Source organism: Pseudomonadales bacterium, assembly GCA_024234435.1.
Classification (GTDB): Bacteria; Pseudomonadota; Gammaproteobacteria; order Pseudomonadales; family Porticoccaceae; genus JACKOF01.
Map to the genome: position 1 here is coordinate 825,349 of JACKOF010000001.1, position 24,742 is coordinate 850,090.

24 protein-coding genes and 1 CRISPR repeat array are annotated in these 24,742 nt (G+C 47.1%); of the genes, 3 read left to right on the plus strand and 21 right to left on the minus strand.

The features are described from left to right. The 3 genes from cas6f (at nucleotide 1) to H7A02_03805 (ending at nucleotide 1,636) form a co-directional block, all read left to right on the plus strand. Nucleotides 1–567, plus strand: coding sequence for a type I-F CRISPR-associated endoribonuclease Cas6/Csy4 (gene cas6f / locus H7A02_03795; GenBank protein ID MCP5171376.1), 567 nt, complete (start codon nucleotides 1–3; stop codon nucleotides 565–567). Nucleotides 568–632: 65 nt separating this feature from the next. Beyond that, the gene (locus H7A02_03800; GenBank protein MCP5171377.1) at nucleotides 633–1,049 is read left to right on the plus strand and encodes a hypothetical protein; all 417 of its coding nucleotides are present in this window, start codon (nucleotides 633–635) and stop codon (nucleotides 1,047–1,049) included. Further along, complete coding sequence (locus H7A02_03805; protein ID MCP5171378.1) at nucleotides 1,046–1,636, plus strand: AAA family ATPase; 591 nt, start codon at nucleotides 1,046–1,048, stop codon at nucleotides 1,634–1,636. The genes H7A02_03800 and H7A02_03805 overlap by 4 nt, the downstream gene beginning before the upstream one ends. Nucleotides 1,637–1,769: 133 nt before the next feature. Next, nucleotides 1,770–5,397: direct repeats of the CRISPR family, unit length 28 nt; unit sequence GTTCACTGCCGCACAGGCAGCTTAGAAA. A gap of 79 nt (nucleotides 5,398–5,476) precedes the next feature. Here the strand turns inward: H7A02_03805 and H7A02_03810 are convergent. From H7A02_03810 to H7A02_03910, 21 genes are all read right to left on the minus strand, one after another. Continuing rightward, the gene (locus tag H7A02_03810; GenBank protein ID MCP5171379.1) at nucleotides 5,477–6,478 is read right to left on the minus strand and encodes a metal-dependent hydrolase; all 1,002 of its coding nucleotides are present in this window, start codon (nucleotides 6,476–6,478) and stop codon (nucleotides 5,477–5,479) included. Between the two features lie 245 nt (nucleotides 6,479–6,723). After that, entirely contained in the window at nucleotides 6,724–7,158 is a 435-nt protein-coding gene (locus H7A02_03815; protein ID MCP5171380.1) for an excinuclease ABC subunit A, read from the minus strand. Nucleotides 7,159–7,262: 104 nt separating this feature from the next. Then, nucleotides 7,263–7,997, minus strand: coding sequence for a hypothetical protein (locus tag H7A02_03820; protein ID MCP5171381.1), 735 nt, complete (start codon nucleotides 7,995–7,997; stop codon nucleotides 7,263–7,265). Between the two features lie 24 nt (nucleotides 7,998–8,021). Next, the gene (locus H7A02_03825; GenBank protein ID MCP5171382.1) at nucleotides 8,022–9,248 is read right to left on the minus strand and encodes a beta-ketoacyl-ACP synthase; all 1,227 of its coding nucleotides are present in this window, start codon (nucleotides 9,246–9,248) and stop codon (nucleotides 8,022–8,024) included. Beyond that, nucleotides 9,248–9,973, minus strand: a complete 726-nt coding sequence (gene fabG / locus H7A02_03830; protein MCP5171383.1) for a 3-oxoacyl-ACP reductase FabG — start codon at nucleotides 9,971–9,973, stop codon at nucleotides 9,248–9,250. Before fabG ends, H7A02_03825 begins: the two co-directional genes overlap by 1 nt. Continuing rightward, the gene (locus tag H7A02_03835) at nucleotides 9,973–10,422 is read right to left on the minus strand and encodes a hypothetical protein (GenBank protein MCP5171384.1); all 450 of its coding nucleotides are present in this window, start codon (nucleotides 10,420–10,422) and stop codon (nucleotides 9,973–9,975) included. The genes fabG and H7A02_03835 overlap by 1 nt, the downstream gene beginning before the upstream one ends. After that, nucleotides 10,422–11,624 (minus strand): beta-ketoacyl-[acyl-carrier-protein] synthase family protein, encoded by a 1,203-nt coding sequence (locus H7A02_03840; protein ID MCP5171385.1) that lies wholly within the window; start codon nucleotides 11,622–11,624, stop codon nucleotides 10,422–10,424. The genes H7A02_03835 and H7A02_03840 overlap by 1 nt, the downstream gene beginning before the upstream one ends. Beyond that, nucleotides 11,621–12,214, minus strand: coding sequence for a DUF3261 domain-containing protein (locus H7A02_03845; GenBank protein ID MCP5171386.1), 594 nt, complete (start codon nucleotides 12,212–12,214; stop codon nucleotides 11,621–11,623). The genes H7A02_03840 and H7A02_03845 overlap by 4 nt, the downstream gene beginning before the upstream one ends. Then, nucleotides 12,202–13,428: a tryptophan 7-halogenase gene (locus H7A02_03850; GenBank protein ID MCP5171387.1), complete on the minus strand. Its 1,227-nt coding sequence runs from the start codon at nucleotides 13,426–13,428 to the stop codon at nucleotides 12,202–12,204. The genes H7A02_03845 and H7A02_03850 overlap by 13 nt, the downstream gene beginning before the upstream one ends. Beyond that, nucleotides 13,415–15,727, minus strand: a complete 2,313-nt coding sequence (locus H7A02_03855) for a hypothetical protein (protein ID MCP5171388.1) — start codon at nucleotides 15,725–15,727, stop codon at nucleotides 13,415–13,417. The genes H7A02_03850 and H7A02_03855 overlap by 14 nt, the downstream gene beginning before the upstream one ends. A 1-nt stretch (nucleotide 15,728) precedes the next feature. Next, nucleotides 15,729–16,265 carry an outer membrane lipoprotein carrier protein LolA gene (locus H7A02_03860; GenBank protein MCP5171389.1) on the minus strand — a complete coding sequence of 179 codons (537 nt, stop codon included), beginning with the start codon at nucleotides 16,263–16,265 and terminating at the stop codon, nucleotides 15,729–15,731. Continuing rightward, nucleotides 16,265–16,693 (minus strand): acyl-CoA thioesterase, encoded by a 429-nt coding sequence (locus tag H7A02_03865; protein MCP5171390.1) that lies wholly within the window; start codon nucleotides 16,691–16,693, stop codon nucleotides 16,265–16,267. The genes H7A02_03860 and H7A02_03865 overlap by 1 nt, the downstream gene beginning before the upstream one ends. Continuing rightward, nucleotides 16,693–17,670 (minus strand): hypothetical protein, encoded by a 978-nt coding sequence (locus H7A02_03870; protein ID MCP5171391.1) that lies wholly within the window; start codon nucleotides 17,668–17,670, stop codon nucleotides 16,693–16,695. Before H7A02_03870 ends, H7A02_03865 begins: the two co-directional genes overlap by 1 nt. Beyond that, nucleotides 17,667–18,434: a glycosyltransferase family 2 protein gene (locus H7A02_03875; GenBank protein ID MCP5171392.1), complete on the minus strand. Its 768-nt coding sequence runs from the start codon at nucleotides 18,432–18,434 to the stop codon at nucleotides 17,667–17,669. Before H7A02_03875 ends, H7A02_03870 begins: the two co-directional genes overlap by 4 nt. Beyond that, nucleotides 18,427–20,157, minus strand: coding sequence for an AMP-binding protein (locus H7A02_03880; protein ID MCP5171393.1), 1,731 nt, complete (start codon nucleotides 20,155–20,157; stop codon nucleotides 18,427–18,429). The genes H7A02_03875 and H7A02_03880 overlap by 8 nt, the downstream gene beginning before the upstream one ends. Then, nucleotides 20,150–20,710 (minus strand): hypothetical protein, encoded by a 561-nt coding sequence (locus H7A02_03885; protein MCP5171394.1) that lies wholly within the window; start codon nucleotides 20,708–20,710, stop codon nucleotides 20,150–20,152. The genes H7A02_03880 and H7A02_03885 overlap by 8 nt, the downstream gene beginning before the upstream one ends. 8 nt (nucleotides 20,711–20,718) lie before the next feature. Then, on the minus strand, nucleotides 20,719–20,970 hold the full coding sequence (locus H7A02_03890; GenBank protein MCP5171395.1) for an acyl carrier protein: 252 nt from the start codon (nucleotides 20,968–20,970) through the stop codon (nucleotides 20,719–20,721). A 5-nt stretch (nucleotides 20,971–20,975) separates the two neighbouring features. Next, on the minus strand, nucleotides 20,976–21,239 hold the full coding sequence (locus H7A02_03895) for an acyl carrier protein (protein MCP5171396.1): 264 nt from the start codon (nucleotides 21,237–21,239) through the stop codon (nucleotides 20,976–20,978). Further along, complete coding sequence (locus tag H7A02_03900; GenBank protein ID MCP5171397.1) at nucleotides 21,214–22,008, minus strand: 1-acyl-sn-glycerol-3-phosphate acyltransferase; 795 nt, start codon at nucleotides 22,006–22,008, stop codon at nucleotides 21,214–21,216. Before H7A02_03900 ends, H7A02_03895 begins: the two co-directional genes overlap by 26 nt. Nucleotide 22,009: 1 nt before the next feature. Next, nucleotides 22,010–22,726 carry a beta-ketoacyl synthase chain length factor gene (locus H7A02_03905; GenBank protein MCP5171398.1) on the minus strand — a complete coding sequence of 239 codons (717 nt, stop codon included), beginning with the start codon at nucleotides 22,724–22,726 and terminating at the stop codon, nucleotides 22,010–22,012. A 102-nt stretch (nucleotides 22,727–22,828) separates the two neighbouring features. Continuing rightward, the gene (locus H7A02_03910) at nucleotides 22,829–24,733 is read right to left on the minus strand and encodes an ATP-binding cassette domain-containing protein (GenBank protein ID MCP5171399.1); all 1,905 of its coding nucleotides are present in this window, start codon (nucleotides 24,731–24,733) and stop codon (nucleotides 22,829–22,831) included. Nucleotides 24,734–24,742 lie beyond the last annotated feature (9 nt).

Sequence of the window (24,742 nt, forward strand, 5' to 3'; positions counted from 1 at the left end):
ATGGACAGTTACTTTGAACTCAAAGCCATCCCCGACGCGGAATTGCTACAATCCGCCGTGGTCGCCCAACTGATGCAGACAGTACATGGGTTACTACCCGCGTTTGAGGGTGATGTAGGTTTAAGTTTTCCCGGTTACGGGCAAGCGAGAACTTTAGGCGGAATTTTGCGCTTTCATGGGGGAAGGCAACAGCTGGAACAGCTAAGCCATCAGCTTTGTCAAAATCCTACGATTAACAGTTATGCGCTGGTGACAGAGGTTAACGCTGTACCTGATCGAATCAATGGCCATGCAATCTTTCAGCGCTTACATGTGAAAGGCGAAAGCCGAATCAAACGCTGGCGAAAGCATAATCAGGAGAATGGCACCTGGACAGCAGAGCGGGAGCAAGCGGTAACAGCAAAATATCGAGAAAACATTATCTGCCCCCATGTTGCACTGAAAAGCCACAGTACAGGGCAGTCTCGTTTTTTGCTGTTTATTCAACGTAGAGTAAGTGGTGAGGAGGTGGAGGGAAAATTTAATGCCTACGGCCTCTCCAAAACCGCCACAGTACCCTGGTTTTAACCGTTATAGCCAAAACTGTAGCAATCTGCTACAGTTTTATCGGTTAAACCTTTAGGAGTCTGATTATGGCCAAAGCCTCATCCCCCATTCGTTTGCAGCAGGATTTAATGCAGGCTGCGGAGTTAGCAGCCAAACGCTTCCACCGCAGTACCGCTGAGCAGATCGAATATTGGGCTGCCCTGGGGCAGTCCGTTTCTTCAACGCTTGACCCGGATGTGGTGTTAGCCATCAAAACAGGTTTGGCGAAATTGAATGTTGAGCCGGTTGTGAGCACAGGAGTTGATCCGGATGCGGTGTTTGGCAAATTGGAAAGTCAGCGCAAGAGCGGAACACTATCGAGTGGCGTTACAAACGCTCGCATTCGTTATCAGGCCTCATCGACATATCCCGGCTGGTTGGAGCGTATTGATCAAAATGGCGATGTAATCGTCGGCCAATTCAAAGAGGGTGAATTTATCCCAATGGAAGAATCCATACGTTGAGCAAGGCAAAGCAATTATGGCTGCTTGCTGGTGGTAATGGAGCCGGTAAAACGACATTTTACAGAACCCAGCTTCAGCCACTTGGTATGCCTTTTGTAAATGCAGATGTTTTGGCAAAAGAGCTGTTTCCCGAAGAGATGGAACAGCGCAGCTATGAAGCGGCGAAAATTGCCGAGCAAATTCGACTGCAACTATTAAAAGATGGCCGCACATTTTGCTTTGAAACGGTTTTTTCCCATCCCTCAAAAATTGATTTTGCTGCTCAGGCAAAAGCCCTGGGATACGAAGTAATTTTAGTGTTTGTCCATCTTGAGAATACCGACCTGAACAACGCCAGGGTTTCACAACGTGTGGAAGAGGGTGGGCACTTTGTTCCATCAAATAAAGTCAGTGAGCGAGTACCGCGCACCTTAAAACACATTAAGCTGGCGCTGGCCTTGTGCGATAGAGCCTACATTCTTGACAACTCCCGTTTTGAAAACCCCTTTAGCCAAGTGGCTGAATTACGGGGGCGTGAGCTTGTAGTTAAGCGGCAACCATTGCCTGACTGGGCCGCAACCCTATTAGAAGATTACATGAACCAATAACAACCAATGTTTTTGGTGTTTTTTAAAAATCCAACTTAATCATATAGTTACAATTTAGCTGAAAAACTTGGGTTATTGCTGGCTAAACCCCTTAAGTGCTTGTTGTAACTAATTTTTTGTGTTCTATACTGGTGTTCACTGCCGCACAGGCAGCTTAGAAATTTAATGCCATGCTACAGCCCTCTCACTGGCTGTTCACTGCCGCACAGGCAGCTTAGAAAGCCGGGTGCCAGTGCAGCTTTTGGTGGCGGTCGTTCACTGCCGCACAGGCAGCTTAGAAAAACTATCAACATCTTCACGAAATTCCGTTGTCGTTCACTGCCGCACAGGCAGCTTAGAAACCATGGATCGAGTTGTCGCTGTGACGACTGAAGTTCACTGCCGCACAGGCAGCTTAGAAACGCTGATTATGTGCTCAGAAAACGCGGCAAGCGTTCACTGCCGCACAGGCAGCTTAGAAAGATCTCAACAGCGACAGCAACAACAGGTTATTGTTCACTGCCGCACAGGCAGCTTAGAAACAGCGTGTTCGCTCGATTGAACACACCGATTTGTTCACTGCCGCACAGGCAGCTTAGAAACATCGACCAAAGCAGCAACCCCTGCATGTGCTGTTCACTGCCGCACAGGCAGCTTAGAAAAAGCCGTGGCATTGGGACGCCTTAAACGGGCTGTTCACTGCCGCACAGGCAGCTTAGAAATGTATCTGTACAGCAAAGGCGAAGAAATCGCCGTTCACTGCCGCACAGGCAGCTTAGAAAAGTCGGGGCTTTTTCTTTAGATACCTACAACCGTTCACTGCCGCACAGGCAGCTTAGAAAACGCAATATTATTCGGAATCGATTTCGCTGACGTTCACTGCCGCACAGGCAGCTTAGAAAAAATACTCGCTCATTATCCGGTGTGCCTGTGCGTTCACTGCCGCACAGGCAGCTTAGAAATTTGTTGGCGCTTTTGTTATTTCGTCGTTGTTGTTCACTGCCGCACAGGCAGCTTAGAAAAATGAAGATCACAAAGCAAGCCGTTTTTATGAGTTCACTGCCGCACAGGCAGCTTAGAAAGGTAAACCGTTACCGCCGGGCCTCCTATTTGCGTTCACTGCCGCACAGGCAGCTTAGAAATGCCAGCGTTCTCTATTCAAGCAAAGATGAAAGTTCACTGCCGCACAGGCAGCTTAGAAATTCAGATCGGCGCTCAATGTCAACCATTGGCCGTTCACTGCCGCACAGGCAGCTTAGAAAATTAATCGGCCAGGGTTTCATTCTCTTAGGTCGTTCACTGCCGCACAGGCAGCTTAGAAAAGCACCGTCATTGCCTGATCAGCAGCGCCAATGTTCACTGCCGCACAGGCAGCTTAGAAAATTCGTATGTGATCCTGTCCAGCAGTACCGAGGTTCACTGCCGCACAGGCAGCTTAGAAAAACACAAAAGGCCCGCAAAACTTCAGCACAGCGTTCACTGCCGCACAGGCAGCTTAGAAAAGTGTGAAAGGGTGCTTGATGATTCGCGGGATGTTCACTGCCGCACAGGCAGCTTAGAAACGCGAGAATCGGATTGATACCACCCGCTCTCAGTTCACTGCCGCACAGGCAGCTTAGAAAAAAGTAACCGCCACAAGGAAACAAAACGAGAAGTTCACTGCCGCACAGGCAGCTTAGAAAAACCTTACAGAACAAATTAACGGGCCGACCGTGTTCACTGCCGCACAGGCAGCTTAGAAATATACATTCAGGCGCAAGAAGAAAACGACCGCGTTCACTGCCGCACAGGCAGCTTAGAAATCTCAAATCCTTAATTATTGTTCAAAGTTATAGTTCACTGCCGCACAGGCAGCTTAGAAAAGATACTCTACACAGAGATTTTTGCATTCTTCGTTCACTGCCGCACAGGCAGCTTAGAAAATACTCGGTGCCATCGCTGGCCAGCTTGTGGCGTTCACTGCCGCACAGGCAGCTTAGAAAAATCCCGGGTTTGCGAGACATGAGACAAAATTGTTCACTGCCGCACAGGCAGCTTAGAAAGCGTCAGTGGTAGCCGGTCTGGTGCTGGATTAGTTCACTGCCGCACAGGCAGCTTAGAAAGGCATCAGCCAGCCCGAAAAACACATGCCAAAGTTCACTGCCGCACAGGCAGCTTAGAAATGTAGCAGTTGCTCAATATCCATTTCATCCCAGTTCACTGCCGCACAGGCAGCTTAGAAATGTCCCAGTTGACGTTGATGAATCACTGTATGGTTCACTGCCGCACAGGCAGCTTAGAAAACACGGCAGTGAAATTGGCATGTCGATGAATGGTTCACTGCCGCACAGGCAGCTTAGAAAGCGGAATATCCGCAGTCGGAGCTTGTGAGAATGTTCACTGCCGCACAGGCAGCTTAGAAAACTGATAACCGATGCCGGGTTTGCGAGACATTGTTCACTGCCGCACAGGCAGCTTAGAAAAGTGAGCGGAGAGTAGCATGGCATTAAAGACGGTTCACTGCCGCACAGGCAGCTTAGAAAGACGAAAGACTGCGAGTAAAAGAAACTGTAAAGTTCACTGCCGCACAGGCAGCTTAGAAAAGCAACCCGGCTCGGCCTAGAGCGCCCTGACCGTTCACTGCCGCACAGGCAGCTTAGAAATCGGTCTGCCGACAAAAATTCCTGACTACGAAGTTCACTGCCGCACAGGCAGCTTAGAAAACCCAACAGCGCTGTAGTGAGCAAAGAGCAAAGTTCACTGCCGCACAGGCAGCTTAGAAAAGTCAGCGCGACAGCCAGAGGCTGCGCCTGCTGTTCACTGCCGCACAGGCAGCTTAGAAATTTAAAGAGGGATAAAACATGATGCTTCAAGCGTTCACTGCCGCACAGGCAGCTTAGAAATGTCCCCGGTGACGTTGATGAATCACTGTATGGTTCACTGCCGCACAGGCAGCTTAGAAAGAACCATTACCGACTACATGGGCACCATGTACGTTCACTGCCGCACAGGCAGCTTAGAAAGCCTACATTCATTGGGGTAGCCTCGAATGTAAGTTCACTGCCGCACAGGCAGCTTAGAAAAAACGGTCGGCGATAAGGAAGGCTCTGGCTTCGTTCACTGCCGCACAGGCAGCTTAGAAATTAATCAACAGCTCTCGCTCTTCCCTCTGAGCGTTCACTGCCGCACAGGCAGCTTAGAAATGCAGCAGATAGCGGCAATGATTCTGCCGCTAGTTCACTGCCGCACAGGCAGCTTAGAAAATCACGGATGGCTCGGTGACAGGGACGGGTACGTTCACTGCCGCACAGGCAGCTTAGAAATGGAGGCGTTGGCTGCTTTAGGGATTAATGTTGTTCACTGCCGCACAGGCAGCTTAGAAATTGACTCCGATCTGACGTACAAAAAAATCATTGTTCACTGCCGCACAGGCAGCTTAGAAATGAAAACCATATGTTTGGGAGTTGCTACACCGGTTCACTGCCGCACAGGCAGCTTAGAAAGGTCGCGTCGAATATGTGTACGCGATGGAGTCGTTCACTGCCGCACAGGCAGCTTAGAAAATTTGCGATTTCTGAATCTGGTGTTGGGCACAGTTCACTGCCGCACAGGCAGCTTAGAAAGTTGTAATGAGCACGGCGCGCATCATCGAACCGTTCACTGCCGCACAGGCAGCTTAGAAAAGCTAATGTAGCCTGCGGCGTTGTGCCCGACTGTTCACTGCCGCACAGGCAGCTTAGAAAATAAGCCAGAGTATTGGCCCGGCTTAACCACTGTTCACTGCCGCACAGGCAGCTTAGAAAAGTGGGAGATAGCGAGATTCTTTAGGGGGGCTGAGTGCATTCGTTGCGATGCGTTTATCAATTTGTATGAAGCCAATGATCATTCCCAAACCATCCCCCATAATTGCGCCAGGGCGAGCTTTCTGTTGCTATGTTCTGTGTAAAAGTGGGCATGCTGGATTTCGCTGGCCTGCGGTTTGAGTTCTATTCCCCACAGGGGTTTTATCTGATGTGGCAGCATGGAGTAACGCATGTCGATAATGCGATGCGGATTAGTTGGGTCAAGGGCGATGAACCCTGCTGAAAACTGGCTAAAGCGTTGTATATCTCTGGCTTGTTGTGACTGCTGGCTGAGCCAGGGCAGGTCGCGGCTAATATTGAGTTTGTTGATACTACTGCCTTGCCAGACCACGGTGTTACGCAGCCCCGGTTTGACGGCGGCTACATAAAAGCGCTCGTCTGCTTCGTAAATGACTTTCCAGAGAAGCAGGTTGCCGAAGCTGGGTTTCGCTTCCAGGCGTTGCACGTTGTGGTGACGGGAGTCTGCCAGCTGATAACCCATCGTGACTGCTCGCTCATGTTGAATAAAGCCTGCACTTAGATAGGTCGCTCCCCAAATGATGGCGGCAATGGCATAGCGGCGTTTCTTATGTATTGAGGCGAAGATGGTAAGCGCTACCAGAGGTAGTGTAAAAAGCGGATCAATGATGGAAATACTGTCCCAGGCTACTCTATGATTGGAGAATGGCCACAGTAGTTGGGTGCCGTAACTGGTGCAGCTGTCGAGCAGGGCGTGGGTGGCATAACCCAGCAGGCACCAGAGCAGTGTGAGTTTGAATTGAATGCCCCATCGTTTGGCCAATAAAGGGTAGAGCACCAGGCTACAGAGCAAGCCACCAATGGGGATAAATAGTAGGGAGTGGGTAAAGTGGCGGTGGTATTGCAGGCTTAATAGTGGATCTGTGGTGGAATGGATAAGGATATCCAGATCGGCGGCCATGCCCGCAATAGCACCTATTAAGCCGGCTTTGGCGAGAGTTGCCTGAGAACCGCGTGTTTGCGCAGCAATTGCGCCCAGTACGCCTTGTGAGACAGGATCCATTCTAATCTCCGTATAGCCATTGCCCGGCAGTGGGTGGGTGCCGGGTTGCTGTTGGGGGTTGCTTCAGGTTCGCTATTGTTGCATTTCTTCCAGCTCAACCCAACGTTCTGCGGCGACATCAAGCCAGTTTTGTTTTTCGGCGAGTTCGTCCAGAACGGGTTGGCAGGATCATCTCTTACCAATTAACACGCGGGTTGTTTGGAAAGATAACGACGGACTGTTAGCGTTTATTGCGATGCTTGTTACTACTTCACCTGGGCAACGGTACCGACTAATGCAACCCCCGCCATTATGGCGCCAGCACCACAACGGAACGTAGTGTTATCTGAAGTTAATGTGCCTTTGTAGTTGGATTTGACATTGATCACAGCGTTGCCTCCTTCTCTTAGGGCGCGATCTCGCAGAGAGATCAATGCTGATATGAATGCGCGTTGGCATGCTGCTTTATCTGTTTTGTTGAAGGCATTTGTTTTTTTGTTGGTTCCGAACTCACCATAAATTTTTTGAATATTTTTGGGTTTGTTGGTCCCAAAATAGAATCTTATCTCGTTGCCGAGTAAGTTTTTGTATTCTTCGATGGCCAGGGCATCTGCGATGGCGTAGCTTCCTATGTCGTCTCTTGCAAAAGAGGCGGGGATGAGTAACAGATTAATAAATATAACCAGAATCAGTTTTTTCATTGGTAAAGTCTCCCTTTTTGACCGAAATTTGATTAATTGTGTAGAGATTATTGTCAATAAGCTCCAGATTCAACGTGAATTATCCTTTGTAACACAACGGGTTGTCAGTTGTAGTAATTGAGATATTTTCTCGCGTAATTACGCAGTTTTTTGTTGTTGGCTGATGTTGATACACGTTCGATAAGTGGTTTGTATTGCGGGTTTTTGGAGTTGGCAACAGCCTTGCAGAGCCAGGCGACGGTATCGATAAAAACTTTGTCTCCGTCGGATTGATAGTGCTTTTCTATTAGTTTACTCGCAGTGGAAATTAATTCGTGATCTGACATGCGGCTGAGATACATTCTCTTCGCTGCAACCCGAATTAATTCCATATCATTGCTATCCAGCATGTTCTTCAATCGCTGGCTGGTTGTTGGATAGGGAAGCCCTATACCGGCATCAGGTGCAATAATCGGGTTCCATTGTTGATATTTGCTCAAAATAGCGAGAGCACTTTCTGCATGACGACGTAATTTTTTACTTTTGGCATCTTTAGCAATGGTTGTTAAAGATGGAATGTATTTCGGATTACCTGAAAACCCCAAGCCCTTTGCAAGCCAGGAAAGATAGTCGATTTTGTCTTTACTTTGTTTGGATAGATATGCGTTGAGCAACTGCTGCTCTATTGGATCGAATATTTCCGGGTCGGATAGTCCTGCCCATGCTAATGATTCGTTGATACTCTGTTCTTGTTCTGTTCCCGAAGAATAAGCTTTGACATACCCCTCTGGCGTTAACTCTGCTGCCAGAGTGACATGGGATAACAGGAAAAATAGAGTGCAAAGTATTCTGATATTCATAATAGCTCCCTTTATTTGGATATCTTATTTAACTCGCGCGAAAATCAGTGAAGTATTAATCCCTCCGAATGCAAAGTTGTTACTCATAACATAATTTACGTGCATGTTACGACCTCGACCTGTGATGTGGTCAAGCCCTTCACAGTCCGGGTCCAGATCGTCCAGATTAGCGGTTGCGTGGAACCAGTCATTGTTCATCATCTCAATAGCCACCATGGACTCGAGGGCTCCACAAGCGCCTAATGTGTGCCCCGTAAAGCTTTTGAGGGCGCTAATAGGCACGTTATGACCCAATAGTCGGGAGGTTGCTTGTGTCTCGGCAATGTCGCCTCTATCCGTGGCAGTACCGTGAGCACTGACATAACCAATATCTTCGGGGTTGAGGCCGGATGCCATAAGAGCAGTTTCCATTGCTTTGTACATGGTCTCCGATTGTGGCTGGGTTACATGGCTGCCATCCGAGTTGGTTCCAAAACCAACTATTTCTGCAAGAATTTTTGCACCTCTGGCCAATGCATGCTCGCGTTCTTCAAGAATGAGTACGCAAGCACCTTCACCAATTACTAGTCCATCACGGTTTTTGTCAAAGGGGCGGGGGCTGGTTCTTGGCTGATCGTTGCGAGTACTGGTCGCATAGAGGGTATCAAATACGGCGGCTTCAGTAGCGCATAATTCTTCTCCGCCACCAGCCACCATCAGTTTTTGATGTCCGTATTTAATAGCTTCGTAGGCGTAGCCAATACCTTGGCTACCCGAGGTGCAGGCACTGGAGGTAGGGATCACCCGGCCTTTCAGTCCAAAGAATACATCAATATTAACCGCAGCGGTGTGGCTCATCATCTTGAGATAGGAGTTAGCGTTTATTTTGCTGCTGGCATGGTTGAGAAGCATATTGCCAAAATCTGCTATAGCGTCTGTGCTGCCGGTAGATGAGCCATAACTGACACCCATGCGACCATCCCGTATATTCGGGTTGTCCAGCAGATTTGCCTGCTTTAAAGCATTTTCTGTTGCGACAACGGACATGAGTGCAACACGACCCATACTGCGTGTTTGTTTGCGTGAATAATGTGCGGGTTTCTGGAAATCTGTCACTGGAGCACCAAGACGGGTGCTCAGGTCCGGATACATTTCCCACTCAGACATGTATTTAATACCTGTCCGAAGGCTACGGAGGTTGTCTTCAATAGTTGACCAGTCTGAGCCAATAGGAGAGATGCCTGCCATACCTGTAACAACAACCCTGTGCATCAACACATACCTCCGTTTACAGAAATAACCTGACGAGTAATGTAGGCTGCTTCGGCGGACATCAGATATTTAACCAAGCTGGCGACCTCATGAGCTTTACCTGCTCTGCGAGCCGGGATTAGGGCCAATGCCTCTTTTACAGGTGCTTTTTCTGTCATGTCTGTTTCAATGAAACCTGGCGCTACGCAGTTCACTGTGATTTCCCGTTTGGCCAGTTCAAGCGCTAATGATTTACTGGCAGCGATGATACCTGCCTTGGCTGCACTGTAGTTCGTTTGCCCCCGGTTTCCCATAAGCCCAGATACCGAGGCCAGGGTGATAATTCTTCCTGGTGAACGCCTGCGTACCATTGGCATGATAATCGGGTTTAGTACGTTATAAAAGCTGTCCAGGTTGGTGTGGATGACATTGTCCCATTCTTCTCCGGTCATGGCCGGGAATGCGTTATCGCGAATGATGCCTGCATTACATACCACGCCATAGTAGGCGCCGTGATCACTGAGATCTTTTTCAATAACGTGCCGACATTGTGCTCTGTCGGATACATCAAACTGTAAGAGACGTGTTTTGCCACCCTGTTGGGCGATGTCGCTCATTAGGGAAGTAGCATCATCACGGTTACTTCGGCAGTGCAATACCACTGTATAACCACTTTTTGCCAGCATTAACGCTATAGCTTTGCCAATGCCACGGCTTGAACCGGTAACGAGCACGGTTTGCTCCATTATTTTTCTCCCTCAAGAAAAGCTTCGAGATCATCAGGCATAAACACATTGAGGTTTGCACGAATATCAATATTCGTGCCTTTTATTCTGCAGTTAAAAACTTGCAAGCCAGTGTCGCTGTCTGTAATAGGTTCTGCATGTATTTCAAGATGAGAGCCTATGGGGAAAAAGGCACAACCAGGTTCATAACGCCGAACGCTAACCAGAAAACCGATCTTTACCGGTTGATTTTGTTTGCGGGCACAAACGCCTGCATATGCGGCAATGGCTTGCCCCATATATTCAACACCCACCCAGGAGGGTACACCTTGATCTTCTGCAAATAGTGATTGATTGGTGATAGTTACGCCAGCAGTAAGTCCTGCTTCGTTGTGTTCAAGTATATTGTCCAGTAAAGACATAGGTTGGTCGTGAGGAATGACATCCAGAATATTGAAAGTGGAATCCATTATTCGCCAGCCAGAATCAGTGAAATATTATTGCCGCCAAACGCGAAGGAGTTGCTCATAGCCATTTTCATTTTTGCCGGGAGCGATGTTTTGGCCAAACCATGCATAACCGGAAGGTCAGGGTCTGGTTCATGGTCCCAAAGGTGGGGAGGGATGAGACCGTCGTTGCGTTGCAGGCCTAGCCAGCAAAAGGCGGCTTCGATAGATCCGGCTGCAGCAAGCGTGTGCCCCGTTAGCGGTTTTGTTGAACTGCAGGCGATGTCATTGCCGAGTACTTTATACGCTGCAATTGCCTCCATTTTGTCGTTTTGTTCAGTTGCTGTGCCGTGAAAATTCAGGTAATCAATACTTTCTGCTGTTATGCCCGCCATATCCAGTGCTTGCTGCATCGCTGATTCAGCGCCGACCCCTTTGGGGTGAGGGGCTGAAATATGATGGGCATCGGAACTTTCGCCATAACCTGCAAGCCTTACAGGGCCTTCGTCTCTGGTAACGATAAACAATGCGGCACCTTCGCCAATATTAATACCTTTTCGATTGCGGCTGAACGGATTGCAGATATCGCTATCGAGAACGGAAAGCGATGAAAAGCCTTCCACTGTCATTCTGCATAAAGTATCAGCTCCCCCCGCGATAACCGCGTCGCAAACACCTAATTTCAATAATCGGGCTGCGGAGGCAAGTGCCTTTCCCCCGGAGGTACAAGCGGTTGAAACTGTCCAGGCTGGACCGGTAACGCCTAAATAAGCCGCCAGGAAGCGGGACGGTGCTGATACCTCTTGTTTTCTGTAGTGATAATCGTCAGGGAAAACGCCATTCTGGTTGCGATAAACCAGTGCTTTTTCTGCTTCTGCAATTCCCGAAGTACTGGTACCTACAACAACGCCAATACGATGCGGGCCGAACACACCTTTAAGTTTGTCAATGGCGGGTAGCAGAGGGTTGGCTAAGGCGGTTAGAAACTGATTGTTACGGGAGATTTCGCTTTCTATGGGTACTGTTGGCAGATCGTTGCTAACAAGTCCCAGATGCAGTTTTTTACCGGGAGTATAGTGCTCAGATAATGACAGGTACCCTTGTTGTGGAATAGTCCCAAATAGATTGTTGGACACTTGACTGGCGCCTAATCCCAGGGAGCAGATCAACTCAACAGCATTCAGGTAAATAGGTCCGGAAGATACGGATTCAGGGCAGTCAGTCATAAAGGATTTCTCGTTAATGTGGTTATTTTAATGACTGCGTTATGATCTGCAAAATAAAGAATGCGCCTACTTTGAGCATTGGGCGTGGTGACCATGGATATTATCGGTCGACTCCGGTAACTCAAAACTTTTTCCACATCACCTGATTCTGTATGAGTAGTGTTCATGCTCCAGCCTGTACGGTTTTTTGGCCCGATTTCGGACCAGGCTGAATCGTTGGAGTATGCCAAATGAACTCCCGCCAGCAGTAGCTCTGCGGGAAGGGGATCTTTTAATTGAGGGGAAACCAGGGTGGAAATTTCTTGCTCTTGTTGCACGATAGTTAATATACGTTGGCCAAGCGGATTAAATAGGACCAGAGTCAGTTTTTGCTGCCTTTTTTTCGCATTCATCTGGGTATCTACGGCGACAACGGCGTTCAGTTGGAACTGTTTATCATGAAAAGTAATTTCCAGTGATTCTTGTGCTTGCCAGCAACAAGCCAGTTGGTTGCTGCCTGGCAAGGGGGGGGTGGCTATTGTTGGCAGCGATGGATTGTGCTGGCAAGCAACAGACAGGAAAAAGAAAATAATAAGAATCAGGCGCGACATATTTGGGCTAATGCTTTTAGACGTCGATCCGGTTTTTCTACGAAGGGGTTTTCTGTGTCCCATGCATAACCTGCCAAAATTGAGCAGACCATTTCACGGGTTTTTGGTTGATGATTTTTGGAAAAAATAATGTTTTGCAGAGAACCTTCGTACCAAGCGCTCACGTAGCTGCGAAAAGTGTCAACTCCTATTTTTAGCGGCAGGGCATATTGACTCTCCCAGTCGACTGTTTGGTTTGCCAGTGTTTTGCTTACCAGCGGGGCCGCTAATGTTGCCGATTTCATTGCGATTGTGACACCTGAAGAAAATACCGGGTCCAGAAACTCGCCCGCATTCCCCAGTAAGGCATACCCCTTTCCCCAAAGCGATTTTACATTGCAGGAATACCCCTTAATCATACGCACAGGCGTGTCGTATTCAGCCTTCTGAAGGAGGCTGCAGAGGTCAGGGCTTGCAGAGATAGCCGATTTTAACAGCTCATCTTCGGAAAGAGAGCTTGCGTTGAAGAACTCCTCCTTTGCGACGACACCTATTGAGCAACGCCCGTTGTTGAACGGGATTAACCAGTACCAGACGTCTTTGTATTCTGGATGAATAACAATCAAAATTTTGTTTCGGTCGTAGCTCTCATCAGAGATGTTATCTTTGATATGTGTGAATATGGATTTTCGTGAGGGGAAGTCCGAGGGTGTTTCCAGATCAAGTAACCGAGGTAATACACGACCAAAACCGGATGCGTCTAACAGAAATTTTGCTTTTAGCGAATATGCTGCCCCCTGATCTGAGGATATTGCCAACTCGGAGCTACCACTCTCCGTGAATGAAACATCTGTAATCTTATGCCCATAGCGAATGTCTGCACCGGCTTGTTCCGCGCACTCTGCGATGATGTGATCAAACCTGGCACGCTCCACCTGAAACGTATTACTGTGTCCTCGTGTAAATTTTTGAGAGAAATCAAAGCTGCCACTTTGCCCATTTCGCGCAAATGCTGCGCCATTCTTAAATTGGAAGTTTGCGGCAGTAACCGCATCCAGCATGCCTGCCTGTTCAATAAATTCCATGCATTGTGGCAACAGGCTTTCGCCAATAGAAAAGCGTGGGAAATGGCTCTGCTCCAGAATGGTAACGCGGTGCCCTGATTTGCAAAGCAGGGCTGCTGCGACTGCTCCTGCTGGTCCCGCGCCAATAATTGCAATATCAGTTGTCGTCATGTGCTGCCTGCCTATAGTGATTTGTAATGAATATAATAAGTGGAGTGATCAGCCAGGCGCTGAGTAACCCTGTGAATACAACAAGCCCAAACTGATGAAGTAACGGAATCTCACTAAACGTCAGCAAACCAAAAGCCAGTAACGATGTCAGGCATGACAGCGTCGATGCCAGCCATGTGTCACTATCCAGGCCAGGGTGCAGGTAAAATGCGGCTGTATCTATTGCGATACCTGCAACTAACAGTAACGCGAGTATGTGAAACAGGGTTATTCCTTCCAATGATGCTACGATCAGTGCTGAGAGTATAGAAATAACCAAAGGCAGCACTATGGTAACTCCGCTATGTTTAAATAATACCCAGCTGACAATGGCTAGTAAAACGCCAAAGCAGATTAATAACGTGCTGACCTGTATACGAAAGTCTTGCAGTACACCGGACAGCTCCGCGACTCGATCACTGTAGGTGATTTCTGTTGATTCGATTAGCTGATGGATCTGCTCCTTCGAAAAACGAACTGTAGATGGAATTAACATCACGCCGTATTCTTCTTTTAGTAATGACAATATGGGCCACTGCTGAATGATATCAGCAGGCAGATTCTCAATTTTCAATTGGCCTGGATAAGCTGGTGTGCGGAAGCTTGAGCAATCTATTTCCAGTTTTTGACACAGTAACGGAAGTGCCCCTTGATCTGAATACAACTTCTCTATTACTAACTTATAATCTGCGTGTTGACGCTGCCCCGAAGGAATAAGGCTTGATGCGGAAAACATGGCTGTCATTGTACCTGGCAGCATCCGGTTGATTTTGGCATTAAGCTTTTCTGTATTTTCAAGCACAAGGTCGCTGCTGTCTCCCGTGATAACGAAGTATCGCTGGCCGTCCGCAACGTTAAGCAGCTGCTGGACTTTTTGCTCTGAGCGAATGAGAGACTGACTTGAGCTGTTCAGCAGGCGAAGGTCATCATTTTTTTCTTGCAAGATGAGATAGATGGGCGCTATGAGCAGAAATGTCAGAAGAACAGGGATTACCGCTCGTTTAGCAGAGAGTTTTTGATAGAACGGTTCTATTTTCCGTTTGTATATCGATGAGTAATACGCAAAGCCTTGTGTGCTTTTATCCTGGAAAACAGCACTGAGTAAAAATACAGAACAACAGGCTGCGGCCAGTCCGGAGGCGAGAAATATGGCGAACTGCTGTAAGCCGGGAAAGGGTGAAAACAGCTGTACCAGGTAAGCGGAAATGCTGGAGCCTGCGCTAAATAACAGCCCTTTTCTGAGTAAATAGCCTGTTTTTCGGGCATTTTTTGTAGAACGGTACTTTACCAGAAAATGAAAGCAGTAATCTGCGGCTAATCCCAGCAACGTGGATCCAAAAGCCAGTGTTACCAAATGCACCTTTGGGTAAAGTAATAGGCTAACCGTGAGAGCTATAAGGCTGCTGCTGATAAGTGTGAATAATATTGCTGCAGTGGAGCGCCAGGATGAAAAGACCAGCGCCACAAGCAGGCAAATTCCAAACAGTGACCCCAGGCCCACAGTGGAAATTTCCTTTCGAGCTGTTATAGCGCCTTCTGACGCGTGAAAAACGAGGCCCGATAGCAGTATTTGATAATCGGGTGTGGGTTGCTGTTGTCTGAATGTTGAGATGGTTCGTGTGATGCTTTGCTGCATGTCCATATCAAATGGACTACCGGAAATGGTTCCTTTTATTAAGTACCAGTTATTTCCATTTTCAACGATAGAAGGTATTTCAGTTAAGGCAAATGCCACGCCTGTGTTGAGGATACCAGTTACCCAGAGGCCACCAAGATTAAACGGATCATCTGTGAAATTATATGGCCTGTAAGCGGGAACCAAGCTGTACAATTGTTCCAGGCTTTGTTGCGCGATGTCCTTTGGTGAGGTTCTTTCCAGCCATTCTCGGCTGGAAGCGTTAAGTAATTGAAATCGGTAAGGACTATATGTAGCTTTTAGCAAGTCCGGATAGGAGGGTATTAGGGCATCCAGTGTGAGAATGCCCGATTGCTGAAGTTGTTGCTTTAGGTTTCCCGCCAGGAGCAGCCCTTCTTCGGCAGTTTTTCCTTGAATGAGAATGACAAAGCTTTTATCGAATGCCTGTTGGAAGTGCTTTTGTATTTCTATTTGCTGTTGTGATGCAACAGATGTCGGCAGTAACCCCAAAATATTGCTATCGAATGCATCATCGTTAGCAATCCTATAGCTACTGTATGCTGCACACAGGCAAAGCAGTATTAGCCACAAAAGTGCTTTTAGAGGAAATTGGGCGCGATCCATTTTATTGGTCTGTGTTCACAAATGCCGTAACTTTAAAGGTAATCCGGGTGATATCGCCGTTTGTTTCCGTGATCGTTATTTGCTCGGTGAAGTCTGTACCCTGAAGCTCAACCTGCTGCAGGTGGTTGGCAATATCCTTGTTTTTTGGGGTAAGTAATAATTGCCAATGTTGTTGCTCCTGTTGTTTGATTGTGAATTGGTCTTCCAGGTTGCGGAAGTTTCCTGAGAGAACCCCCAGTATCAGTTTTGAAATAAAGCTGTGTTGATCCAACGTTGTGTTGGTTGTGCTCGACTCTCCTGGCAGTTTTAGAGTATTTTTCACCGGGTGAAGGGTTTCCCAGATTAATCCCTGGTCGCGATGGTAGGAAAAGTGACCGTTGGACGTAAGGGGTAGGGGTAAAACAGCAATTTTTCGTGTTTGTTCAAAAGTGCCGGAAACAGATGCTATTTTTGCAGAGTGCTGTTGAAGTTGATTGACCACACTTGCCTGGAGAGAGGTGCAGACAAGGATGGTAATAATGAACAAATATCGATGCATTAGAGTGATCTCTTGATTTTCAACTTTTCTTCTACAACAGGAGGAGAGACCAGAAGCATTTCCCTATCATGTATTCCAACAGCTACCTGACAGGTATACCCTTTGGTGAGTCTTTGACCTGATGTCGCGTCACAAATCAGGTAGTCAATTTTAAGGCGGTGCTCCCACTCAACAAGCATTGCTTCTACGGTTATTTTTTGCTGGAATCGTGTCGGGGCGATATAACGAACCCTCATATCTATAACGGGCCAGAAGAATCCTGATTCCTTCATTTGTGGATAGTTATAGTCGATTTGGTCAAGCAACTGACAGCGGGCGATTTCGAAATATTTTGCGTAGTGGCCGTGCCATGCTATTTCGGCTGCGTCAACATCGTGAAATGGTATTTCAATATTTACTTTTGCACGAGCAAAAACTGATTTGGTCATTAATTGTGCCTGCCGGTTACAGAGGTTGAGTTGGATGTTTGGGTAGTGAATTGCTCTGTGTCTTGCCAAAAAGAGTAAAAATTAAACCATTGGAATGGTGACTGCAGGCAGTGATATTGCAGACGAGAGGCGTAACTGGCCGCGAGTCGCTCGATTTTCTGTCTGTGACTTTTTCGGCCTGTTGACTGAGGAATACTCAGTTGTTCAAAAGTGACATGAAAGCCACTACCTTTTTTTATACAGGTCAAAAATAAAACAGGCGCTTTTAATGCAGTGGCCAGAGCAAATGGCCCTTTTGGAAAAGGGGCTGGCGCCCCCATGAACTCTATTGGGAAAGTGCCGTTCTTGTTGGCAACTGGAATTCTGTCGCCAGCGATAACAATAAATTCGCCATGACTGACTTTTTCGCTGAGCCGGATTGCTGTCTCCGTATCAATTTCAGTTACCTGGAGAATTTCCACTTGATTCTTTTGGTTAAACTGCTTGAGAAAGGCATGGAATTTTTCCGAGTTTTTGGTGTGGTGAAATGCACTGATTCTTATTGCCTCGTGTCTTTTTGAGAAGCACTGACAAATTTCGAAATTGCCCAGGTGAGATATAAGAATGACAGCGCCTTGTTTGTTCTCTAATAGGTCTTCAATTATTTCGGACCCTGATATTGTCAGATCCTGCAAGGTAATTCGTTCCATCCACACGGCAAACTTATCGACGATAGCAATGCCGAATTGCCACAGATGCGCCAGGCTATGCCACCAGCGGGGGACGGGTATGTCGGCGCCCTGTTGACGAGCACGGACTAAAAACTCTTGAGAGGCTTTTCTGGCAGCAGGGTGGAATATGAAATAAAACCCGATAACAGGGGCCAAGAAAATTTTTAATAAGCAATTACCCCCGATGCGGTAAGCGAAAATCAATATCCTCATGCCCAAAAGTGTTCCGGCTTCGGTGATGGTAGCCCAATGCTTCCCGCTGCTCACGAATTTCTCCACTTAGCCGAAATCAACTTTGGCAGCCGTACTAACATCCCGAAAAATAGTCGGGCATGCATGAGTGAAATAAGTTTGTTATCTTTCAATAATTGGAAGTTTGAAAGGTTGTTTTCAGGATAAATAACCTTTGTTTCCAACTGAGTTGGTTGACCATAACGCCAAAACCAGCGAACAATGAATTCGCCATCAAATTCCATTCTGTTACCCATGGGTTCATCTTTGATTAATTGGCAGCTGGCTGCAATAGGATAAACTCTGAATCCGCACATGGAATCTTTTACTGTTGTAGACAATGTGTTGATCCATACCCAGATATGGGAGAGGTAACGGCCATAATATCGAAGTTTGGGTATGCTGTTGTCGTAGGCCGGGTATCCTGCGATCAATCTGTCAGGAGCGGCAATAGCAGCCTGAATGAATTTTGGAATATCGCTAGTGCTATGTTGGCCATCAGCATCAATTTGCAGTGCGTGACTGAACTGACGGTTGTTAGCGTGATGTAATCCTGTTTTTATTGCAGCACCTTTGCCTTGGTTGTGTTGGTGTGTCACAACCGAGATATTTGAATTATGTTGGGCCAGATACGCCATAATTTGATGACAGTCTTGTGTACTGCCGTCATCAATAAAAATAATGGGTAACTGATAAGTGTTGGTGATTGCAGAGGCGAGCTCTGTGAGCTTGTCGGGATGATTGTATACAGGAACAATAGCGCACGGCCTGAATGATAGCAATGTGGTGTTGTCAGTCATGGGAAAACACCATTCGACCACTGGAATAATGGTGTTTTTCTGAATAATACGTAAAGGTCAATTTCCCGCTGTCTTGATTGAATGTCAGTAAGAGCTGAAGTATTCCTCCTGCAGTAATTACTTGCTGAAATTTCACGGCCTCAAGCCTGAGAAACCGGTTTGACCCCTTGCGCTGTTTTTTGTGGAGCTCCTGAAGGTACAGGTTGCCAAAATGATTTGCCCAGTTTATTTGCACCACTCCGGGGAGGATGGGGCTTCCTGGAAAGTGTCCTGAAAAATAGTATAAGTTTTCGGGGATTGTTAAAGTGAGTAAACATTTGTCGTCTGAGCAGGTGCTTTCAATAACTGTAGGTAGTCGCGGTTGCTGCTCGGAAAAAAACAGGGATGAGAGAGCCTGTGCGGTTGTTTTCCCTTGTTTGTCTTTGGGGATTTGAGACACATATCTCCAGAAACGGGGAATAGCGACACTCTCCACTAATTTATCCAAATCTTTGGTCAGTGCCGCTGCCAGTTTTCGCTTACCCTTGTCGACCAATTCTTCGTTGCCTTTTGCATTGAGTTGGACAACTGCGCCAATACGAGATTTTTTGTTGGAGAGCAATACCAGTTTTACTGATGTGACCAGGGGGTGAGCTTGTAATTGATTTTCAATCAACGTCAGGGAAACTCTTTTCCCGGCGACTTTAACAATAGTGTCGGTACGACCATTAAGCTCAAACTGGTTGTCAGGGAAAATTTTGCAGCGATCAGATGTTTCAAACCAGGCTTCTGGGTTGATGGCGGGACTTTTTACCAATAAGTGATCGGAAATGTCAGCTTTGCTTATTTCAACCCCATGAACTGGAGTCCATCGGGCTTGCTTTAACTGCTGCTGCCAGGCAACCGCTCCCGTTTCAGTGCTGCCATAAATTTCGGTAACGTGCTTGCCAAAATGCTCCAGACTGCTTTTTGCTGTATTTGCAGATAGCGGAGCCCCCGCAGCAAAAACACGGATTGCAGCTTGTCGTATTGCTGTCCAGTCAGCAAATTTTGGCAAATGCTCCAGATGAGCAGGGCTGGTAATAAACGTCAGCGGAGTATCAACCCATTTTTCCAGTTGCTCCAGATAGTCCAGTTCTTCGGCGACAAACAATCGACCAGAAACAAGAGGCCATAGCAAGCGAAAGGGCAGGCCGAACATGTGATGGTGAGAAACAGTGCCTAAAAAGAGTGTGTTCTTAAGTTTGTCTCCCCATTCAGCTTCCAATATAGCCAGTTCAGCGTCTAATTGTGCAAAAGTTTTGGCTATGGGTTTTGGTTGGCCGCTGGAACCGGAAGTGAACAGTATGATTGCGGTGTCTATTGCTGATCTTGTTTCAGGGGTAGCATCATGTAATTCAGAGGGTACTGAGGCCAGAGTTGATCTGTTCGATATATCAAAATCACCAATGAATGTAGACGTTTGATCTGAAAGTGCATCCATTGTTGTTAGGAGGGTGTTTGCCGGAATAATGGCGGTTTTTCCCAGTTGCCAGATAGCAAGCAGTGCCGATATCAAGTCAAAGCCATCATTGCAAAAAACGGCTATTCTTTGATCCGATACTGATGAGAGATTTTGGCGCCAGACTGTTGTTTTCTTTTGAAGCTCCCCCCAGGAAAGCACTTGCTTGCCCCGATAGCAAACTGGATGATCCTGAGAATAGCTTTGGGTTTCAAAGCACAGCTCTAGCAGTGTTTTAATCATGGCGCCGCTCAATAATTTTTCGCCTGAAAAGCATTTCTCCTGTTACTAATAATGCTATGAGCAGGTAGGAAATCAATCCATTGTAAAGCAGCCACCAGTATTCATTTAGATAAACGGTAATGAAGGCAATGGCTCCATTAATAAAAAAGAAATAGCACCAGACAATAGTTACCTTGCGTGTATAAGGAATTGCACTGTGCGGAATATCAGGGTCTTTCAACCGGGCCAGCTTTTCAATGATAGAGGGAGGGTTTAATAAACTGGCTAAAAATAAGCATAGAAAGGTGATATTGATCAGTACAGGGTAGAAAAGCAAACCATATCGAGACCCTGTTAGAAGTGTGAACCCGACCGAGAGAGATGCAGCGACTGCCCAATAAATGAGGGTTTTTTCAGTTTTCCCCCCGCTAACAAAACGTATGCCAATCAACACTACAAGCATAAAAGAGATAAGGCGTGGTTCGAATGAGCGAAGCCCCAGGTAAACCAGTAACGGGTAAAGAATAAATGCCAGACCGACTGCTGTGCGTGTTAAGAGAGAAAAACTGATCATCCTCTAAACTATTCAGAGTCTAAAAGGTGGCACACTGCATCAACGATGTCTCCAACTGTGCGAACAGATTTGAAATCTTCTGGCGCAATTTTTTTACCAGTGTAGGATTTTAGCTCAACAACGAGGTCAACAGCGTCAATACTGTCTATATCAAGGTCATCGTATAACTGGGCGCTTTCAGTAATATCGCCAGGCTTTATTTCAAATAACTCTTCCATAATGGAAACGATTTTCCTGTAGATGTTTTCTCTCGATTCCATCTTGGTTATCTCCCGTAGTTGCTAACCAATGCTGCCAAGCTGGTAATATTGGCAAAGTGTTGTTTTGTATCTTCAGACTCCGCTTCCAATTTGATCCCGTATTTCTTTTGCAATGCAACGCCTAGTTCAAGTGCATCGATAGAGTCCAATCCTAGTCCATCATTAAAAAGTGGCTCGTCACTACTAATATCAATAGGGGTGATATCTTCAAGCTCCAGAGTGTCAATAATCATTTGTTTGAGTTCAAGTTGTAGTGCTTCCACATCCATCGGGGTATTCTTCCTCTTTGAAGTAGTTTTCTAAATGTCGTGTAAGTTTACGGGCTGCAAGGGAGCTATTATCCTCTAAAAAAGGACTGATAGAAATATCATCGCCTGCATAGAATGACATCAAGAATGTTTTTTCGGGCACTTGATACCAGTTTTTTTCTTTGCTCAATGTCGGAGGGTTGCAATAAATCCTGACAGGCGTGATATTGGTTCTTGTTCTAATCGCTATATTGGCTGCCCCCCGTTGAAACGGACGAGGGTTGTTGGCCTGGGTTCTTGTTCCCTCTGGAAAAATAATGAGAGAGCTACTTTGGTGAAAGGACTCTCTAGCGCTTTGAATTAATTTTTCACCTTTATCGTTGGTAATATACCCGGTCAGGGTCACAAAGCCACGCATTGCAGGGTTGCGCAGCAGATGGCTTTTTACAATACAGGTAGCGTTGGGAATAAATGCCACCAGAAAGACAACATCAAGTAATGTCGGGTGATTAGCTAATATGAGCAACCCGCTACGCTGCAACTTTTCAAGCCCATCGATTTTCCACCTTAGAATGCCAAGGAATCGCATAAAGTAGATAAAGGCCTTAAAGGTGTAGTGTACTAATAGTCGGGCGCGGGACTGTTGCTGCTGCTTGGATCCAGGAATAAAACGAAAAAAAACCAAGGCAAAAACAGGTAATGTAATGCCTCCTATTCCAAATGTTGTGAAGGCTATACCTGTTGCTAAAACCCTCCAGTAATAGAACAATTTTCTTATTAGAGCATGCATTTCAGACCTTACGGATGCTCCAGTTACAACCGTTGTGAGGGAATAAGAATATCTTGGTTCCGGATGAGAGAAAATTAATAAAGTCTAATGGCAGTATTGATGCGCTTCCAACAGGGGAGAGTGGAGCCGTAGGCGTTGTTGGGGCTGTCTTCAGTTCGATCAATGTCCCTTGATCCCGGGTCAAGAGAAAGCTCACAGCAAATGCTGTTTCCGGTTTACCCTCGTGTTCTTGATAAATGTCGGGCAAGGGTACGTCACAAATAACACAGAGCACTTTTGGGTGTTCGATGGATAATATACCGACAGCTTCCAGTATTGTAGGTAATAAACCTTCCTGGCCTGCTGCGATCGCACTTATATTTGCTCTATTTTCGTTTTGGATTGACATAACGCCGGTTATCGCGTTATGAACGGCAAGGCTAAAATGCATTGGAGAGACGGGTTCGTTGTTAGCCAGTGCCATAAGAATGCCGACCGTGCGAGTAATGTCTCCATGCTGTGAACAGTAAACTAGGGGAACGTTCTCTTTGGGCGCGCTATGTTTCATTATTTCGCTGGCGCAGGATCGGCCCAGCAAGTTCAACCGCCGTCGAAGCATCGGAGGGATTAACGAAACATCAGGAGCGTCTGAAATGCGTAGGCCTGTTGTGTCGTCCGCGTAAGAGGAGTCTGTAGGCGCCCAGCCGGACCATTCAGAGATAGCAAAAGTAATAGACATGGGGCTTCATCCGGGTTCCTGGCTTGCGAATATCAAGTTGGATAACGGCTGTATTTTAACAGTCGACTTGTCGCTATAACAGCTCAAAAGAACCTTTTGCTGTCAGCTTATGGCTTGCCCCATTTCTTCCAGCTCAACCCAACGTTCTGCGGCGACATCAAGCCAGTTTTGTTTTTCGGCGAGTTCGTCCAGAACGGGTTGTGTATCGGCAAAGGGCTGGTTGTAAAAATCCGGGTTTGCGGTAATTTCTTCCAGCCGCGCAATATCAGCTTCCAGCTGTTCGATTTTTGCGGGCAATTCGTCCAGCTCTCGTTGGTATTTGTAACTGAGCTTTCCCTTTTGCTTTTGTGTTTCGGTTTTTGTGCGTGCCTGGTCGACGATATGGCCTGAGGGGTGATCTTGAGTGTCAGCAATTTTCAGTTGTTTGCCGCGTCGTGCCCAATCACTGTAGCCGCCAACATATTCCTGTATTACGCCGTCTTCCTCGAAGACCAGTACGCTGGTAACGACGTTGTCGAGAAAGTCCCGGTCATGGCTGACAATAATCAGTGTGCCTTCATATTCCACCAACTGTTCTTCAAGCACTTCAAGCATTTCCACATCAAGATCGTTGGTGGGTTCATCTAGAATCAGTAGATTGGTGGGACGAGTAAATAGTTTGGCCAGGGCGACGCGATTACACTCACCACCTGAAAGTGCTTTAACGGGTGTCATTGCGCGTTTGGGGGCAAACAGGAAATTGCGAAGGTATCCTATGATGTGGCGGTCCTTGCCATTGATTTTAATGTAGTCTTTGCCTTCACCCACGTTTTCGGCAATGGTTTTATCCGGGTCGAGCTCGCGTGCGACCTGATCGTAGTAACCGATTTCCAGGTTGGTGCCCATTTTCAGCGAGCCTTGATCCGGCTCTATATGGCCCAGCAGGATTTTGAGCAGGGTGCTTTTACCGACCCCGTTGTTACCGATCAGGCCTATGCGGTCTCCGCGCATGATCTTGATCCGGAAGTTGTTAATCAACTGTTCGCCGTTGTAACCGTGGCAAAGGCTGCGGGCCTCAATCACCTTGCGGCCTGAGGCTTCGGCGGTTTCGACGCTGATTTTTGCTTTGCCTTGACGTTTTATACGGCCTTCGCGTTCTTCCCGCATAGCCTCTAAAGAACGGACCCTGCCTTCGTTGCGGGTGCGGCGGGCTTTAATACCCTGGCGAATCCAGGTTTCTTCCTCGGCCAGCTTTTTGTCGAAGAGGGCGTTGCGGGTATCTTCTTCCTCGTTGGCTTTTTCTTTCAGCTCCAGATAATTCTGGTAGTTGCCGGGCCAGCTCACCAGTTTGCCGCGATCTATCTCCACAATGCGGGTAGCGAGCTTTTGCAGGAAATTGCGGTCGTGAGTAATGAATATAACACTGCCTTTGTAACCGCGAATTTTGTGTTCCAGCCATTCGATGGTGCTGATATCCAGATGGTTGGTGGGTTCGTCGAGCAACAGTAAGTCAGGGTTGGAGACCAGTGCCTTGCCCAACGCTACTCGCCGTCGCCACCCTCCGGAGAGTTCTGACAGGGATTTGTCTGCTGGCAGGTCAAGTTGGCTGATAATGGTAGCTACCTGTTGGTCGATATTCCAGCCACCGCCGGATTCGATGTGCGTCTGTAATGCTTCCAACTCTTTCAAGTCGTGTTTGTTTAATTCTTGTGCCGACAATACGTTGAATTGATCTATCAATGCTTGCTGTTCCGCCAGGCCTTCACGTACGACATCGGGGACTGTGCGATTTATATCGGCGGGCAAGGTTTGTTCCAGTTGGCTGATACGCAGGTGTTTGCGTCTGATAATTTCTCCATGATCTGGCTGAATCTGTCCGGTAATGATTTTCAGCAGTGTGGATTTTCCGGCGCCGTTACGACCGATCAGACAAATGCGTTCTCCGGGTTCCACAGCCAAATCTGAATGAGATAGCAGAGGCACGTCGCCAAATTCGATGGAGATATCGTCAAGTTGAATAAGACTCATATTTTCAGG

What these genes read in the sequence shown, in the direction of transcription:
- cas6f (MCP5171376.1), top strand. Translation starts at nt 1, where the DNA reads ATGGACAGTTACTTTGAACTCAAAGCCATCCCCGACGCGGAATTGCTA.
- H7A02_03800 (MCP5171377.1), top strand. Translation starts at nt 633, where the DNA reads ATGGCCAAAGCCTCATCCCCCATTCGTTTGCAGCAGGATTTAATGCAG.
- H7A02_03810 (MCP5171379.1), bottom strand. Translation starts at nt 6,478, where the DNA reads ATGGATCCTGTCTCACAAGGCGTACTGGGCGCAATTGCTGCGCAAACA.
- H7A02_03815 (MCP5171380.1), bottom strand. Translation starts at nt 7,158, where the DNA reads ATGAAAAAACTGATTCTGGTTATATTTATTAATCTGTTACTCATCCCC.
- H7A02_03820 (MCP5171381.1), bottom strand. Translation starts at nt 7,997, where the DNA reads ATGAATATCAGAATACTTTGCACTCTATTTTTCCTGTTATCCCATGTC.
- H7A02_03825 (MCP5171382.1), bottom strand. Translation starts at nt 9,248, where the DNA reads ATGCACAGGGTTGTTGTTACAGGTATGGCAGGCATCTCTCCTATTGGC.
- fabG (MCP5171383.1), bottom strand. Translation starts at nt 9,973, where the DNA reads ATGGAGCAAACCGTGCTCGTTACCGGTTCAAGCCGTGGCATTGGCAAA.
- H7A02_03835 (MCP5171384.1), bottom strand. Translation starts at nt 10,422, where the DNA reads ATGGATTCCACTTTCAATATTCTGGATGTCATTCCTCACGACCAACCT.
- H7A02_03840 (MCP5171385.1), bottom strand. Translation starts at nt 11,624, where the DNA reads ATGACTGACTGCCCTGAATCCGTATCTTCCGGACCTATTTACCTGAAT.
- H7A02_03845 (MCP5171386.1), bottom strand. Translation starts at nt 12,214, where the DNA reads ATGTCGCGCCTGATTCTTATTATTTTCTTTTTCCTGTCTGTTGCTTGC.
- H7A02_03850 (MCP5171387.1), bottom strand. Translation starts at nt 13,428, where the DNA reads ATGACGACAACTGATATTGCAATTATTGGCGCGGGACCAGCAGGAGCA.
- H7A02_03855 (MCP5171388.1), bottom strand. Translation starts at nt 15,727, where the DNA reads ATGGATCGCGCCCAATTTCCTCTAAAAGCACTTTTGTGGCTAATACTG.
- H7A02_03860 (MCP5171389.1), bottom strand. Translation starts at nt 16,265, where the DNA reads ATGCATCGATATTTGTTCATTATTACCATCCTTGTCTGCACCTCTCTC.
- H7A02_03865 (MCP5171390.1), bottom strand. Translation starts at nt 16,693, where the DNA reads ATGACCAAATCAGTTTTTGCTCGTGCAAAAGTAAATATTGAAATACCA.
- H7A02_03875 (MCP5171392.1), bottom strand. Translation starts at nt 18,434, where the DNA reads ATGACTGACAACACCACATTGCTATCATTCAGGCCGTGCGCTATTGTT.
- H7A02_03880 (MCP5171393.1), bottom strand. Translation starts at nt 20,157, where the DNA reads ATGATTAAAACACTGCTAGAGCTGTGCTTTGAAACCCAAAGCTATTCT.
- H7A02_03885 (MCP5171394.1), bottom strand. Translation starts at nt 20,710, where the DNA reads ATGATCAGTTTTTCTCTCTTAACACGCACAGCAGTCGGTCTGGCATTT.
- H7A02_03890 (MCP5171395.1), bottom strand. Translation starts at nt 20,970, where the DNA reads ATGGAATCGAGAGAAAACATCTACAGGAAAATCGTTTCCATTATGGAA.
- H7A02_03895 (MCP5171396.1), bottom strand. Translation starts at nt 21,239, where the DNA reads ATGGATGTGGAAGCACTACAACTTGAACTCAAACAAATGATTATTGAC.
- H7A02_03900 (MCP5171397.1), bottom strand. Translation starts at nt 22,008, where the DNA reads ATGCATGCTCTAATAAGAAAATTGTTCTATTACTGGAGGGTTTTAGCA.
- H7A02_03905 (MCP5171398.1), bottom strand. Translation starts at nt 22,726, where the DNA reads ATGTCTATTACTTTTGCTATCTCTGAATGGTCCGGCTGGGCGCCTACA.
- H7A02_03910 (MCP5171399.1), bottom strand. Translation starts at nt 24,733, where the DNA reads ATGAGTCTTATTCAACTTGACGATATCTCCATCGAATTTGGCGACGTG.